Below are 15,399 nucleotides of genomic sequence, written 5' to 3'. Positions count from 1 at the left end.
CTCAACAACCGTACTCTATATTTAGCACGAAAAACAAAAAATCTAGTACTAGGGATTTAATACATTTTTTAGTCTTGGGAGTTTGAGCGAAATTTGGGCTTTTTATAAAAATACCTAAAATTATGATTTTTATAAGAAAAAATATAAAGTAATTCTAAGAAAGGTGTGTTAATTTGAAAATTCAATTAGTAATGAAATTTTATATTTCACGGAAGTCTTATGAACGTTCGACTGTGTTATGCCAGCCAACGAAACGAAAAAAATGAAGATTTGCTACAAGATTTGCGTGATATCCTGACTGAAGCTCGTGATTTCAATGATTTAAACGAGATTTGTGGGGTACTTTATTATGCCGATAATGCATTTTTTCAATGTTTAGAAGGCGAACAAGAGGTGGTAGAGCAATTATTTGAAAAGATCCAAAAAGATAAAAGACACTACAATGTTAAATGGTTATGCACATATTCCATCGACCAAAACGCTTTTCAACGTTGGTCAATGAAATATGTACAACGTAATACAAATATTGAGGCTTTCTTTCTTAAGATGGGAGAAAATACCTTTAACCCACTTTCTCTAGATCAACAAAATCTTAAAAACTTTTTAAATGAATTGTTAGTTGCAGAGCAAACTAAGGTTAATACAGATAAGAAAGTTGGAATGGTCAATCGGGGAGTAAACCCATTTTAACTATTAGATGCGATACCGATATGAATGTTCTTGAGCTTAGGTACTAGTTTCGTCATTACGAGATAAACAATAACCGAAGTCGCGAGCATCCATATCACTTCTAAACTTTGACTAATCACAAACATTGCCCAATAGAAAAAACTAAATAGAGCAATACATAGACCGCTACCTTTGTAATACCACGTAATAAATATTCCAAACAGAGCCGAAGAAATGAGTAGGTTTAAGGTTTCATTCATTCCGAGATAGTTAAAGAGAATAATCATTAAGCATAAAGCCAACATTGATAGTAAATATACAAATATATTTTTTGCGATAAACATTTTCTATATCCTATCTGAAGAATTAAAAGGTATCTTTCCTCTGTTTCCAGAGGAAAGATAGTACATATTAATTTTTGAGATTCTTTTTCTATTATTGAGAGTTTTTATATTAATAAAGATGACTTTATCATTTTCTCCAGATCTCTTTATTAATATTCAGCTTTCTATTTAATAGTAAAGAGTGCTTATATGTACTGAAATTAATTATAGGAAAAACAATCGCTTGTGTTGTAAGCTTTAGCTTACATATTTGTGAGACATTGCCTACATTTGTTTAAATAATGATCAAATTTTACAAAGCTTAATTTTTTAAAATACTTTTTTTTCAAATATTTATTGCAAAATTTTATTGATGTAAGCTTTACAAAAATAACAAAAAGTAACATCCCCTTTAAGAAGGTAATCATTCTGAAAGAAAAGCATTAACTTGTTGTGTGGTTTTTTGATTAATTATTTTTTAACGTTTGATAAAATATTTTATTTTTAAAATAAACTTTTTATAAATAAATTTTATGATTTTTGTGTTTGTGATAATTTTTTGACACTAAGTAATATTATCTTGTTGTAGATTTATATATTTAAAATATAAAGGTGGTTTAAAATTTTGGAATAAAATATATTGAAATATAAATGTGATTAAAAAGAATAATTTTGCAAAATTTGATATTCACCAGTGTAGGTTTGATTGGCTACACTGGTGTTGATGTATGGGTAAATTAACTTGAACGTGTAGCTAACCAGCTATTTATTTCTGGCCAAACAAAAGTAGGTGCTTGGCTGCCGGAAACTATACCCATATGACCACCTGAGACAACTTTAAAAGTTTTATCTTGGCTGCTAATTAAATCCATAAGTGGCTTCACAGCATCACTGGTCACAATAATATCGGTACTACCACCCACAGCTAACACAGAGCATTCAATATCTTTAAGATTGGCAGTGAGTTCACCAAATTTAACTACGCCCGTTGAAAGTTCATTATCTATCCAGAAACGAAGAATAATGTCTCGCATCACGCCGCCTGGATAAGCCAGCATGTTATCTATAAATGAACTAGAGGTGGCGTGGTCTACTATAAATTCTCGGTTATCTAAATTTTTAAAAAGTTGCCAATAAGTTTTTAAGTTGCCAATCGGGTCAGTTAATTTAAAACCTAGTGTGTTTTGCCAGCCATGTATATGGAACACTTTACTTGGTACGTGTTGGCGAATACGCAAAGGTGTGTGTTTGCGAACCCATTCGGCAGGTTTGGTTAGGCTTCCATAGAGTTTGCCCATATAGCCTGCTTTGTGAGTGTCGATCGGTGAAGCAAGAATAATCAGATTTTTAATATCTTTATCTTTAAATAACGCGGTATAGCAGAGTGAAAGTGCACCGCCCAAACTCCAGCCATGTAATGAAAGCTGCTGTTGTCCACTATGTGCACGGACTTGCTTCAACAATTCAGGCATAAAAACTTTTACATAAGTACCAAAATTATATTTTGCCTGATGTAGTGTTGGTACGCCCCAGTCTATTAAATAAACATCAAATCCTTGAGCTAAAAAGTAACGTATAAGGCTGCGTGTAGGGAATAAATCGTAAATGAGCATGTTGACTGCCAATGGCGGAACAATCACCAACGGTACGCGGTGTTTATGCGTAGGAACTTCAGCCTCATTTCTATAGTGACGTAAGCTCATAATTTCATGCTTATAAATCACATCAAAAGGCGTTTTTCCTGACAAGGCAATTTGCTGGCCTCTAAAAAACAGATCTGATGCATTGGCTAGCATGTGCGGTAGTTTCTGACCAGCATGTTTTTTAAGAGATGTTTTAAGCGATTGCACCTGCGGCACATTTTGACGAACTTTAAGCAATAAACTCATTGAATATAAAACCTGTAAAGATGTTGCCCAGAGCAATAACGAGCTGGTTTTGAGGCATATTAACGATAAAAATAGGGGAGTTCAGTGACTTAAAAGACAGTATTTTTTGCTTAAGATATCAAGTCACAAATACTATAAAATATGAATTTTTTAATATAAGTTTTTGATATTAATAAATTAATAATAATTTTTAGATAAATTTTTATTAATTATTAAAAATTTTAAGCTATTTTTAAGAATAGTGAAAAACACATTGCTAGGGTAATTTTGTAAAGTTTATTTGTGTTTTTTTTACATATGAAAAAATAAAATATAATTATTTTACAATCAATTAGAAATGTAATTAGAAAGTAGTATATATGGAATTTGTTTTTAATGGTTTTTATACACTAATTTCGGCGGTCATCGTTCTACTGTTGGGCCGCTTTCTTGTCAATCGGATTGATTTTTTAAAACGTTACAATATCCCCGAACCTGTAGCTGGTGGTTTGGTTGCTGCTGTAGTGTCTTTACTTGTCCACACATTGTGGGGATATAGCGTTGTTTTTAGCAGTGAGTTGCAAACCAGCTTTATGCTCGTGTTCTTTGCTTCAATTGGTTTAAGTGCCAATTTTATGAAGCTTAAAGAGGGCGGTACTGCTTTAGTTATCTTCTTAATATGTGTCGCTTCATTTATTGTTGTACAAGATGCTGTTGGTATGAGCCTCGCCACCTTGTTGGGTTTAGACCCACTTATTGGTTTGATTGCAGGTTCAATTACTTTAACGGGTGGTCATGGTACAGCAGGTGCATGGGGTGAAATTTTAGAAACTCAGCATGGTATACAAGGTGCATTAGCGCTAGGTATGGCGAGCGCTACTTTTGGTTTGATCATTGGTGGTGTGATTGGTGGTCCACTAGCTAAATTGCTGATTAATCGTTATGGCTTAGCTCAAGCAAAAACCAATGTGGAAATTCAAAATCGTGATACGCATGTTGAACAAAATTCGGATGATCTCGCGCCGTTTGAAAATCCGCATCAAGTTCGTTTAATTACAGCCGATAATGCAATTACTACATTGGGTATGTTTGCAGCCTGTTTAGCGTTTGCTGAATTTATGACAGGTTTTAGTAAGGGAACATGGTTTGAGTTGCCAACCTTCGTTTGGGCACTTGGTGGCGGCGTAATTTTAAGAAACATTTTAGAAAGCGTGTTGAAAATTGATATTTTCGACCGTGCGATTGATGTTTTTGGTAATGCTTCTTTATCTCTTTATTTAGCAATGGCATTGCTTTCATTAAAGCTTTGGCAACTTGCCGACTTAGCTGGTCCGCTTGTGGTTATTTTAGGTGCACAAACACTGACCATGGCTTTATATGCAGCTTTCGTGACTTTCCGAGTAATGGGTAAAAACTATGATGCGGCAGTTTTAGCCGCAGGCCATTGTGGTTTTGGTATGGGGGCAACGCCAACTGCTGTTGCAAACATGCAAGCTATTACTAACATGTATGGCCCTTCGCATAAGGCATTTTTGATTGTTCCACTATGTGGTGCTTTCTTTGTCGACTTAATTAATGCAACAGTGATTCAGCTTATGTTGAAATTTATTGCTTAATTAGAAAAAGCCCGTAAGGGCTTTTTTTTATGGGTACGTTTTCTCATCACTAAGCATCGCCCCTAAACCTCTTTTTCACATAGAATGAATTGCAAATAAATAAAATGAGAAATGTATGAGCGAAGAAGCACATTCAATGAGTCTGGTTGCTCCAGTGGTTTTATTGGCAGCGGCTGTAATCGCAGTCCCTATTTTCAAACGTATTGGTTTGGGTTCGGTATTAGGTTATTTAATTGCGGGCTTAATTATTGGTCCATTTGGTTTTGCTTTTTTTCAAGATTCCACTGCAATTCTGCATATTGCCGAATTGGGAATTGTGATGTACCTCTTTGTGATTGGCTTGGAAATGCAGCCATCACATTTGTGGAGCTTAAGGCGCGAAATTTTTGGTCTTGGTACACTACAGATCATCATTTGTGCACTGGCTTTGACTGGGGTAGGACTATTATTTGGTTTTTCATGGCAAGTGGCATTTATTGGTGCAGCAGGGTTTGTATTAACGTCGACCGCTATAGTCATGCAGTTACTAGGCGATCGAGGTGACTTGACGCAACCCCGCGGTCAAAAAATTGTAGCCATATTATTATTTGAAGATTTATTGATTGTGCCATTGCTGGCTATTGTTGCTTTTATGGCACCAAATCATGTTGTCGAAAGTACATCGGCACGTTTAGAAAACATTGGAATTGGTTTGTTAGCAATTGCGGGACTTATTGCGGCAGGCTATTGGTTACTTAATCCATTATTTAGACTCTTGGCTGCTGCAAAAGCCCGAGAAGTCATGACAGCCGCTGCATTATTGGTTGTGTTGGGTGCCGCATTGCTCATGCAAGTCAGTGGTTTGACAATGGCAATGGGCGCTTTCTTAGCAGGTGTGCTTCTATCTGAATCTACATTTAGACATCAAATTGAAGCCGATATTGAACCATTCCGAGGAATTTTACTGGGCCTGTTTTTCCTTGGGGTTGGTATGTCACTGGACTTATCCGTAGTTGCTCAAAACTGGCAATTAATTGTGAGTGGTGTAATTGCCCTGATGTTTGCCAAAGCACTCATGATTTATATAGTGGCTCGATTAACGAAAAGCCCTCATACTGAAGCCTTAGATCGCGCTTTACTTATGGCACAAGGTGGCGAGTTTGCTTTTGTACTTTTCTCTGCTGCATTAAGTGCTCAAGTTATTGATAGTACCGTTAAATCTAACCTTACTGCTATTGTTGTACTTTCAATGGTATTGACTCCAATAGTGGGTATTATTTTTAAACGGTTTACTCAAGCGAAAGAAAAAGTTTCATTGGAAAACATTAATATTGCGGATGGACTAAGCGGTAGTGTTTTAATGATTGGTTTCGGGCGCTTTGGGCAGGTAACTAGTCAATTACTGTTGGCAAGAGGCGTAGATGTCACCATTATTGATAATAATACTGACATGATTCGAAACGCCGAAAAGTTTGGTTTTAAAATTTATTATGGCGATGGTTGCCGCCTCGATATTTTACATGCTTCTGGCGCTGCAACTGCACAAGCGATAGTGGTTTGTGTAGATAGTAAGGACACAACCAATAGAATCGTAGAACTCGTGACCCACGAATTTCCTTTGGCGAAATTATTAGTACGCTCATATGACCGTGAGCATTCATTGCATTTAGTCAAACAAAAAGTGGACTTTATGATCCGTGAAACGTTCGAGTCTGCAATTAAGTTTGGTGGCGTTATTTTGCAAGAGCTTGGTGTAGATGAAGACGAAGTAGAAAGAATTACCGAAGAAATTCGAGATTTGGATAATGAGCGTTTTGAAACTGAAATTGCAGCAGATGATGTAAATGCGGGAGTGGGCATGCAATACACCCATACTCATCACCCTAGACCAACTGCACCATTGATTCGACCAAAACGAGAAGGACAGATTTTAAATAAAGATAATGTCTCAGAGAATGAGAGTATTGATTAATTATAAGCCTCAGTAATAAGTCTTCTTAGAAGTACTTTTACTGAGGCTTTTCTAGAGGAAAGAGTAGCTAACTGCTAAATTCTCTCGGTTTACCAATCAAACCGTCATTTAATGAAGTGAGTTGGTTAATCATATTAAACCCACCTATAGATGCTCTAACGCCGTGCCTTTAACCGGGTTTCTGCGCCAATAATACGGCTGTAAAAATCTAAGGAAAAGCTTCCAAGGCGTCATCCATGCGATGCGTCGGTTGGTTTTTTTGTTTTGAAGAATTTGTTTTGCTAAATACGCACAAACCACCTCAGGTGGGTCAATCACAAAGAAAAATAAGCGTTTCATCTTTTTCCAGTTTTGTACGTTACCATTTGTCCAAGACGAAACTAACAAGTCGGTTGCCACCATGCCTGGGCTGAGAGTACCAGTTAAAATAGAGGTCGACTTAGTCTCTTTATAAAGTGCTTTACTAAAATAACTTACCGCTCTTTTAGTTGTAGCGTAGGCAGTCATACCAGCACTCCATTCGCCGTTGCTTCCCCAACCTTCCATATTGAAGATTTGACCATGACCTTGTTTGAGCATGCCTTTTAAAGCGACTTGAGAACCAAGCATTGTGCCTAAAATATTGGTAGAAATGGCTGCGTTTAATTCATCAGATTGAAGGTCAAAAAAATCCTTGGTAGGGTGGCAGCTTCCTGCATTATTAATCCATACATTTACTTGAGCAAAATGCTGTATGGCAACATCCCATAGGTTTTGTAGGTCTGATATTTGTGTGACATCACAGCATAGGCCAGTGAACTTTTCTTTATTGAAATGAGTTTTTAAATAACTAAGTGCATGGTTAAGAGACTCTAAGTTGCGGCCAGCGATCACAACCGAACATCCAAGCTCTAAAAACGCGTGGGCGAGTGCTAAACCAATACCCTTAGTACCTCCAGTAATCACCACACATCCAACTTCACGGTTTGATAAACTCATTGAAATCTCTATATAATTTTAAAAAAATTAGGCCGTTATTGAGCAGTTTTATGCAAATAAGTCGTTTGCTCTTTTAATAAAAGCAGATAGATGACTGATAAACTTATCATCGAAATATTCATGACGATAGGGTTGTAAGGTGAGATCAGCGTTGAAGGTATGAGAAAACCAATTAAAAGCAATAGACCCAACAACCCCAAAATACTTAAATAGTGAATATATTTTTGGTTTATAAATACAAACAATAAACCAAAAATAATTTCTCCTAAACCACTTGCACGGCCTGCAAGCTTTGCATATTCAAAAGAAAGACCTATTGATTGCCACACAAAAATTTCATCAGCATTAATAAAAATTATTTTAGGGACAAGTCCCTGATATATCCACAGGAAGGCTAACACAAAGTTTATAAGTTTTAATGCTTTAGCATTATTCATTAAAGTTCTCTAAAATTTTAAAAAGTTAAATCTTCATTACTAAAGTTATTATCTTTCTATTTAATTTATTGTTCAACTAAAAATAATTTTAGTCTGTTTTTTAATCATTTTTATTGTTTTTTAAGTAACGTAGCAAGTGGTCTAAATATTATATTCTGATTTTATATTAAAAACATAGGAGAAATGACTCCTATGTTTTTAATCTTATGGTTCACTCACTAATCTTGATATATTTTTTAAAACTATATTTCTTAGAAATTCTTTATAACATTCATCTGTATTCTTGTTCGAATGCTGAACTAAATATCCATTGAGTTGTGTAATTATAATAATGGCTCTTTCTTTATATTCTTCTGATGATATTTCATTATGAATGGGTAGAATAATCTTATATATAAGTTCAAGATTATACTTTTGTATAGTTGACAATGATTCATATACATAAGGTAAATGATCTGAAATTGAAAAAAACTCCTTAAATGTATTGGTAATAATCGGTTGTTCTATTTCATATATTATATTGGTAATAATATTCATAAACCGATGTAAAGGTGGTTCATTCGCATTTAAGTTGATTAAAATTTCAATTCTTTGTATGTAGTCACAAGTGAGTTTATTAAGTAAAGCCTGTAATAAAATATCTTTATTGGGAAAATAATGTTGCAAGGTACTTAAACTAATATTTGATTGTGTAGCAACTCCTCTCATACTAAAGCCAGAATAACCTTTGGTTAGAAAAACTATTTCAGCATTTTTTAAGATTTGCTTTATTCTTTCTTGTCCTTTTAGTGTGGTAAAGGACTTCTTAATTTGTATAGTATCAAAGGTATCAATTTTGATCATTATCCAGCCTGTAAGTACTATTTAAAAAAAGGCATTCTAAACCATGAAATTAGAAAAATATAAATAAAATATTTAAATTCTATTAAACTAAAATTAGGTCATATGACCTATTGTTTTTTAATATAGGTCAATTGACTTAATTAAAACCAAAAAAATAGGTCAGGTGACTTGTTTTATTTTGTTTAGTTCTGGTTTAAATAGGTCAACCGACCTATTTAAATGGTTAGGGCTAAATGTGGAATTTGGATGAATTATAAATAATTGTATTTGAATGCATATTGACTAATTTTTATATGATTTTTGATATTAATTTTTTATATATTTTCCTTGATTTTATAAAGTAGGGGTGGGTATTTAATTGGCTATTTTTACAGACAATAAAAAATGTGGTTTAAATAAATCAACATAGTCTTTTTGTAATATGTGTATACAAGTTAAATAATTGTTATTAAATTGTGAAAAGAATCACACAATAGTAAAGAGTAGTTTGTTTTATATGTAAAACAAATTGTTCGCATTTTATTTATCGAGTTTGATTCATTTTGTTCTACAAAACTAATCATTATATATGTAGGTTATGAATATGAAAAACATTCAGAAATCACTTCTTGCAGCATTAATAGTTGCTGGTTATGCAGTAAATACTCAAGCGGCTGTTACTGGACAAGTTGATGTTAAATTAAATATCTCAACAGGCTGTACTGTAGGTGGTAGTCAAACTGAAGGGAATATGAACAAGTTTGGTACTTTAGATTTTGGTAAAACTTCTGGCACTTGGAACAACGTATTAACAGCTGAGGTTGCTTCAGCAGCAACAGGTGGCAACATTTCTGTGACTTGTGATGGCACAGATCCTGTTGATTTTACAGTTGCAATTGATGGTGGTGAGCGTACTGATCGTACTTTGAAAAATACTGCTTCTGCTGATGTAGTTGCATATAACGTTTACCGTGATGCTGCACGTACTAACCTTTATGTTGTGAATCAACCACAACAATTTAGCACTGTGAGCGGTCAAGCAACAGCCGTTCCAATTTTCGGTGCAATTGCTCCAAATACTGGCACAGCAAAAGCGCAAGGTGATTATAAAGATACTCTATTAGTCACAGTAAATTTCTAAAAATAAAAAAGAAATAATTAATTGAGTGGCAGGTTTACTTCAATATAAGTAAACCTGTTTAAGATGGAGGGGAAATGATATTTAATCGTAGTTCAGTATTTATAATTTTATACTCATTATTTACTTCAGTAAATGCTGGACAAATTGGAGCAAAACTAACAACGCAAATTGAACTTTTACCTTCTTGTTCTATTAATAATAAAATTGTTGAAAATAATTCTACAAACTTAGACTTAGGAACTATTGATTTTGGAGATGCTACGACAGGTTTTAATGGAATATTAGAATCAAGCTTAATTAATAATGGAAACTCAGGTCTACAGATTGAATGCTCTGGTATTTCAACTTTAAAAATAACTTTTGGAGCTGGAAATAATGACAGTCAAGTTCCCACTAATTTTTCACAAAATTATTATCATGCTCTAAGTAATGGTAGAGATTTTATTGCTTATAACTTGCTCTATGGTTTAAACAAACAAGTTGTTAGAGCAAACGATGTTTTTATTCTTAATGATTTGAATACTAAGAAAAATATCGATATTTATGGCCAAGCCACCCATGATGGTAGTCGTATATCTAAGGGTGAATATACAGATATAGTGCCGATTACGATTGAGTTTTAAGAAAATGAAATACTTTTGTTTGAAAGCAATATTATTGCTGTCAGTTAGTCAGTGTATCTACGCAGCAGATCCTCAATTAAGTTCAAGCTTCAAAGTTCAAGCTAAAATTGAAAATGGATGTTCAATAGATAATATTGAGCAAAGTATTAATTTTGGTCAATACTCAGCTTTATCAAAAGATAAAGTAGTTTCAAATATTATAAATAGTAAAGACTCATGGAATATACGTTGTACTGAAAATTTACCGGTGAGTATTTCTATTGATGGTGGTGAAAATCTTAATAATAATATTAGACGTATGAAAAACTCATCATCTAATTATTTATCTTATAAGTTGTATAACTCAAGTAATTTAACAACTGAATATATTGTGGGTAATAAATATTTATTACCTACAACTACTCCAACAAACCGTCTTGTAAATTTTGAAATATATGGTGTGGTTGATTTAGGAAATAATAATGAATCACATACCGCCGGAATTTATAAAGATACTGTTTCAATAATGATTACATGGTGATTTGTATGAACAACTCTGCATTTATTAAAAATAGCATTTTAAAATCTTTTTTATTTGCAAGTACATTATCACTTGTGACACCTGTGATGGCGCAAGCGACTTTTTTAATTTGGCCCATTTATCCAAAAATAGAAGCCAATGAAAAAGCGACCGCAGTTTGGCTTCAAAACACAGGCAAGACCGATGCGATGGTGCAAATTCGGGTATTCCAATGGAATCAAGATGGCTTAAAAGATAATTATAGTGAGCAATCAGACATTATACCTAGCCCGCCTGTAGCTAAAATTAAAGCAGGCGAGAAGCATATGCTTCGTTTAACTAAAAGTACCAATTTGCCAGATGGCAAAGAACAGTCATATCGTTTGATTGTAGATGAATTGCCGATTCGTCTTTCTGATGGAAACGAGCAAGACGCTTCTAAAGTAAGTTTCCAAATGCGTTACTCAATTCCATTATTTGCCTATGGAAAGGGTATTGGTAGTGGTTTAACTGAAGAAAGCCAAAAAGCCAATGCAAAAAATCCTTTGGCCAAACCCGTTTTACAGTGGTCAGTCCGCAATAATGACCAAGGCCAGTCTGAGCTATATTTGAAAAACAATGGCCAAAAATTTGCACGTCTTTCGGCGTTTAAAACTTCAAAAACTGGTAATGATATTTCTTTAGGGAAAGCTGCTTTTGGCTATGTTTTATCGAATAGTACCGTAAAGTTTGCTATCGATAAGTCGACTGCAAATGAGTTATTAAAAACATCTAAAATTTATGGTGTTGATAGCTCAGGCATAAAACAAGAGTTGATCGAAATCACTAAAATGGAGGATCCAACATGATCCTTCGGCATAATAATTTATGCAAAAGTATTTTACTAATTTTGTTGTCGGGTGGATGCTTAAATATTCCAAATATTGCTTTGGCTGGCGATTTACCCCCACCACCAAAAGATATTAACGAAATTAATCAACTGTTTAAGCTGTATCTAGATTTGGTGGTAAACCAATATTCAGCTCAGCAAGTTGTGCCCGTTATTGTTAAAAATGATGAGTACTTTATACAAAAAAACAAGCTAATAAATGATTTGGAAATTCAAATTCCTCAAGAGCTATTAAACAACAACGAGACTACTTTAACCAATCAAGATGTTTTAACTTTGGGGTTTAGTGGCGATGCGAGTGACTGGATATCTTTAGATAAGTTGAAAGATGTAAGCTACGAATATCAGTCATCAAACCAATATTTTAAGCTTAACTTTCCACCCGCTTGGATGCCGACCCAAGTTTTGGGTAAAGACTCATGGTATAAACCTGTCGTTGCTCAGTCGGGTATAGGGCTGCTCAATAACTATGATTTTTATACTTATAGACCGCATCAGGGGGGCTCAACTAGTAGTTTATTTACAGAACAGCGCTTTTTCTCTCCGTTAGGAGTGATAAAAAACTCTGGTGTGTATGTCAAAAACCAATATAAAAATGAAGGTAATGCCGAGTCTTTAGACAATGACGGTTACCGTCGTTATGACACGTCTTGGCAATTTGATAACCAGAATAACGCCACGTCTTTTGTGCTAGGTGACATTATTACGGGTAGCAAAACGACTTGGGGAAGTTCAGTTCGTCTGGGCGGTTTTCAGGTACAAAGAAACTATTCAACTCGACCAGATTTAATTACCTATCCTTTACCACAGTTTATTGGACAAGCTGCTTTACCAAGCACAGTCGATTTAATTATTAATGGACAAAAGACCAGCTCAACTGAAGTACAGTCTGGCCCATTCATATTAAACAACGTTCCCTTTATTAATGGTAAAGGTGAAGCCGTTGTCGTCACAACCGATGCAGTCGGGCGACAGGTCGCAACAGCCGTTCCTTTTTATATTTCCAATACATTATTAAAACCGGGCTTATTTGACTACTCATTGTCTTTAGGAAAAATTCGAGAAGACTACGGACTTAAGAATTTTTCCTATGGAAAGTTTGCAAGTGCAGCCGATGCCCGTTATGGAGTAAATGACTGGTTTACCTTAGAAGGGCGTACTGAGCTTTCTTCAGACCTACAGTTATTTGGTGCTGGGTCTGTACTCAAGCTTGCAAACCTAGGTGTGCTGAGTGCCTCTTTTAGCCAAAGTACAGCCGATAAGTCTATGTCTGAAGATCGAGCCAAAGACTTAGAGGGTAAGCAATATACGGTCGGGTACAGCTATAACCGTAATCGCTTTGGTTTTAGCATTAACCATAACCAGCGTGATGATGAATATACCGATCTTTCACGGCTGCAATATAGCAATTTAATTTCGGTCAATAGTAATAAAAGCTTAACGGCCAATACGTACTTTGCCACCAAAAACTCAGGCACCTTCGGTGTGGGTTATATCAACACCAAAGCAAATGACTTTAAAAACCGCTTTTTAAACTTGTCATGGGCACCAGTTTTACCGACTTATATGAATGGCGTAACCGTTTCACTAAGTGCCAACCGTGACTTTATCGAAAAAGAGTGGAGTGCTGCATTTCAGCTTTCGATACCACTGTTCCAACGAAACGCGACTGTAAACTCAGGTTATGCATTTAATAAACAGGGCGATACGGGCTATGTTAATTTCAACCGTTCTGTACCTTCTGAAGGTGGTTTCGGTGTCGATTTAACCCGACGCTATAATGAAAATAGTGAAGATTTAAATCAGGCACGCGTCAATTACCGTAACGGTTATATCAATACCGACTTTGGTATGTCTGGAAACCATGACTATAACTATTGGTTTGGTCTATCAGGTTCACTTATTTATATGGCGGGTGAAGTATTTGCTTCAAACCGTTTAGGTGATTCATTTGCCTTGATTGATACCAACCAAGTACCAGATGTGTTGGTCAGATACGAAAACAGTTTAATTGGTCGTAGTAATAAAAAAGGCCATATTTTTGTGCCATCGGTGACGCCTTATTATTCGGGTAAATACAGCGTCGACCCAATCGACTTACCTTCAAACTTCACCATCACACAAGTTGAACAACGCATTGCTGCTAAACGCGGCTCGGGTGTTGTGATTAAGTTCCCAGTTCATCAGTCTATTGCTGCCAACGTTTATTTAACTCAAGCGGACGGCAAACCTATGCCTGTTGGTTCTGTGGTACATAGAGCTGACCAAGAGTCTTCTTATGTGGGAATGGATGGCATTGTCTATTTAGAAAATTTAAAACCGAACAACACCGTGACGGTTCAACGTTCGGATCAAAGCATTTGTAAAGCAGACTTTTCTGTAGATGTAGAACAAGCCAAGCAACAGATTGTGGTGGTTAAGCCTGTTACGTGTCATGAGGTATCTTTACCATGAATATAAAAACAAAAAAATTACTTCGCCATTTAGGCATGTTTTCTGGACTGATGCTGGCTGGAAATTTGACTCATGCTGCTTGTAGCGTGAGTGCTTCGGGTTCATCCTCTATTTCGGTTCCGTCAATCTATTTAACAGAAAACGGTGAAAACTCTTCACAGTTTAATTCGGGTTTGTCATGTACGGGTTTTAGCTTGGCTTTGGCGAACATGACTTATTTAAAATATCGGGTTGAGCAAATGTCGAATTCATTTACCAATGCTCAAACTGGAGAAAAACTCAATGCTGTTATTTTAGATAGTAATAATGAAATCATTAGCTTAGGCCAAGAAAAAGACATGAGTAGCTTTACGCTGGTCAATCTTTTTAGTGGGCCAGATGGCAATTTGCCTTTCTATATCCGCCTTCCTGCTGGGCAAAGTGTGTCTCCGGGTGTGTATCAGGCTGACTCACCATTGAAAGTAAAGTGGTTCTATTCTGTACCGGCAGTTGCAATTATTGGAATTGGGGTCTTCTTTGAAAGCCCTGGGTTTAGACGTGGGGCATTAGGAATTGGTTTTAACTGGGGAAGTGGAGCGGACTCGCTTGGTTCACTTTCCATTACCGTGCTTCCAGATTGCCGAATTTTAACGCAAGACGTAAACTTTGGAACGGCAGCTTTTGCTTCTAAGCTTGAGCCTGTGCAGTCATCTATGGGAATACGTTGCTCTGTAAATACACCATATTATGTAAGTTTAAATAATGGACTTTCTCCGCAAAACGGTAACCAGCGTGCTATGAAGTCACAAACGGGAAATACGTATTTAAAATACGATATTTTTAAAAACTCATCGAATGACCGATGGGGAAGTGGTAACGAGCGTTGGTCGAGTTTAAATGCGACTCTTAATCCCGGTGTACATAACGGTGTGACGCAGCAGAGCTATGTGTTTACCACAAAAATTGTAGATGAAAATGCAGACACCACACCAGCGGGAACTTATCAAGATACGGTTACGGTACAAGTCGAGTTTTAAAAGCTGTTTTGTATAAAAGATAAAAGCTCAGTTCATGGGCTTTTTTTCTTGAAAATTAGTTTACAATCAAATAATTATTTTAGGATTTAACTTTAGAACGATAGGGATGATGT

The 15,399-nt window shown here is 35.6% G+C and carries 14 protein-coding genes; 9 read left to right on the top strand and 5 right to left on the bottom strand.

Going from position 1 to position 15,399, the window contains the following annotated elements; translation table 11 throughout:
• The first annotated feature begins 219 nt into the window (after positions 1–219).
• Positions 220–690, top strand: a complete 471-nt coding sequence (locus tag B554_RS0113140; RefSeq protein ID WP_019458416.1) for an AnBLUF65 family BLUF photoreceptors — start codon at positions 220–222, stop codon at positions 688–690.
• Here the strand turns inward: B554_RS0113140 and B554_RS18910 are convergent.
• Both B554_RS18910 and B554_RS0113130 read right to left on the bottom strand, forming a co-directional pair.
• Positions 687–1,013: a hypothetical protein gene (locus tag B554_RS18910; RefSeq protein ID WP_004700649.1), complete on the bottom strand. Its 327-nt coding sequence runs from the start codon at positions 1,011–1,013 to the stop codon at positions 687–689. The genes B554_RS0113140 and B554_RS18910 overlap by 4 nt on opposite strands.
• A gap of 716 nt (positions 1,014–1,729) precedes the next feature.
• The gene (locus B554_RS0113130) at positions 1,730–2,881 is read right to left on the bottom strand and encodes an alpha/beta fold hydrolase (protein ID WP_019458415.1); all 1,152 of its coding nucleotides are present in this window, start codon (positions 2,879–2,881) and stop codon (positions 1,730–1,732) included.
• 359 nt (positions 2,882–3,240) lie between these two features.
• On the opposite strand from B554_RS0113130, the gene gltS reads away from it, so the two are divergent.
• Together gltS and B554_RS0113120 are read left to right on the top strand one after the other, a co-directional pair.
• Positions 3,241–4,476 (top strand): sodium/glutamate symporter, encoded by a 1,236-nt coding sequence (gene gltS, locus B554_RS0113125; protein WP_019458414.1) that lies wholly within the window; start codon positions 3,241–3,243, stop codon positions 4,474–4,476.
• A gap of 115 nt (positions 4,477–4,591) precedes the next feature.
• On the top strand, positions 4,592–6,427 hold the full coding sequence (locus B554_RS0113120) for a monovalent cation:proton antiporter-2 (CPA2) family protein (protein WP_019458413.1): 1,836 nt from the start codon (positions 4,592–4,594) through the stop codon (positions 6,425–6,427).
• Between the two features lie 144 nt (positions 6,428–6,571).
• On the opposite strand, the gene B554_RS0113115 is transcribed toward B554_RS0113120, so the two are convergent.
• The 3 genes from B554_RS0113115 to B554_RS0113105 all read right to left on the bottom strand — a co-directional run bounded on the left by B554_RS0113115 (position 6,572) and on the right by B554_RS0113105 (position 8,685).
• Complete coding sequence (locus B554_RS0113115) at positions 6,572–7,405, bottom strand: SDR family NAD(P)-dependent oxidoreductase (RefSeq protein WP_019458412.1); 834 nt, start codon at positions 7,403–7,405, stop codon at positions 6,572–6,574.
• 35 nt (positions 7,406–7,440) lie between these two features.
• Positions 7,441–7,842 (bottom strand): DoxX-like family protein, encoded by a 402-nt coding sequence (locus tag B554_RS0113110; RefSeq protein WP_019458411.1) that lies wholly within the window; start codon positions 7,840–7,842, stop codon positions 7,441–7,443.
• Positions 7,843–8,046: 204 nt separating this feature from the next.
• The gene (locus tag B554_RS0113105) at positions 8,047–8,685 is read right to left on the bottom strand and encodes a TetR/AcrR family transcriptional regulator (RefSeq protein WP_004700660.1); all 639 of its coding nucleotides are present in this window, start codon (positions 8,683–8,685) and stop codon (positions 8,047–8,049) included.
• A gap of 583 nt (positions 8,686–9,268) precedes the next feature.
• Between B554_RS0113105 and csuAB the strand changes: the two genes are divergently transcribed.
• From csuAB to csuE, 6 genes are all read left to right on the top strand, one after another.
• Positions 9,269–9,805: a Csu fimbrial major subunit CsuAB gene (csuAB, locus tag B554_RS0113100; protein ID WP_004700661.1), complete on the top strand. Its 537-nt coding sequence runs from the start codon at positions 9,269–9,271 to the stop codon at positions 9,803–9,805.
• Between the two features lie 74 nt (positions 9,806–9,879).
• Positions 9,880–10,428, top strand: a complete 549-nt coding sequence (locus B554_RS0113095; protein ID WP_004700663.1) for a spore coat protein U domain-containing protein — start codon at positions 9,880–9,882, stop codon at positions 10,426–10,428.
• A 4-nt stretch (positions 10,429–10,432) separates the two neighbouring features.
• Positions 10,433–10,948, top strand: a complete 516-nt coding sequence (locus tag B554_RS0113090; RefSeq protein ID WP_019458410.1) for a spore coat U domain-containing protein — start codon at positions 10,433–10,435, stop codon at positions 10,946–10,948.
• On the top strand, positions 10,942–11,775 hold the full coding sequence (csuC, locus tag B554_RS0113085; RefSeq protein ID WP_155757403.1) for a Csu fimbrial biogenesis chaperone CsuC: 834 nt from the start codon (positions 10,942–10,944) through the stop codon (positions 11,773–11,775). The genes B554_RS0113090 and csuC overlap by 7 nt, the downstream gene beginning before the upstream one ends.
• Positions 11,772–14,270, top strand: a complete 2,499-nt coding sequence (gene csuD / locus B554_RS0113080; protein ID WP_019458408.1) for a Csu fimbrial usher CsuD — start codon at positions 11,772–11,774, stop codon at positions 14,268–14,270. Before csuC ends, csuD begins: the two co-directional genes overlap by 4 nt.
• Complete coding sequence (gene csuE, locus B554_RS0113075; RefSeq protein WP_019458407.1) at positions 14,267–15,286, top strand: Csu fimbrial tip adhesin CsuE; 1,020 nt, start codon at positions 14,267–14,269, stop codon at positions 15,284–15,286. The genes csuD and csuE overlap by 4 nt, the downstream gene beginning before the upstream one ends.
• Positions 15,287–15,399: the final 113 nt, after the last annotated feature.

Origin of the sequence: Acinetobacter sp. GG2 (assembly GCF_000292385.1) — a bacterium.
In the GTDB taxonomy this organism is placed as follows: Bacteria; Pseudomonadota; Gammaproteobacteria; order Pseudomonadales; family Moraxellaceae; genus Acinetobacter; species Acinetobacter seifertii.
The sequence above is the reverse complement of the archived record's forward strand: the minus strand, read 5'-3'. Positions and strand labels throughout refer to the sequence as shown.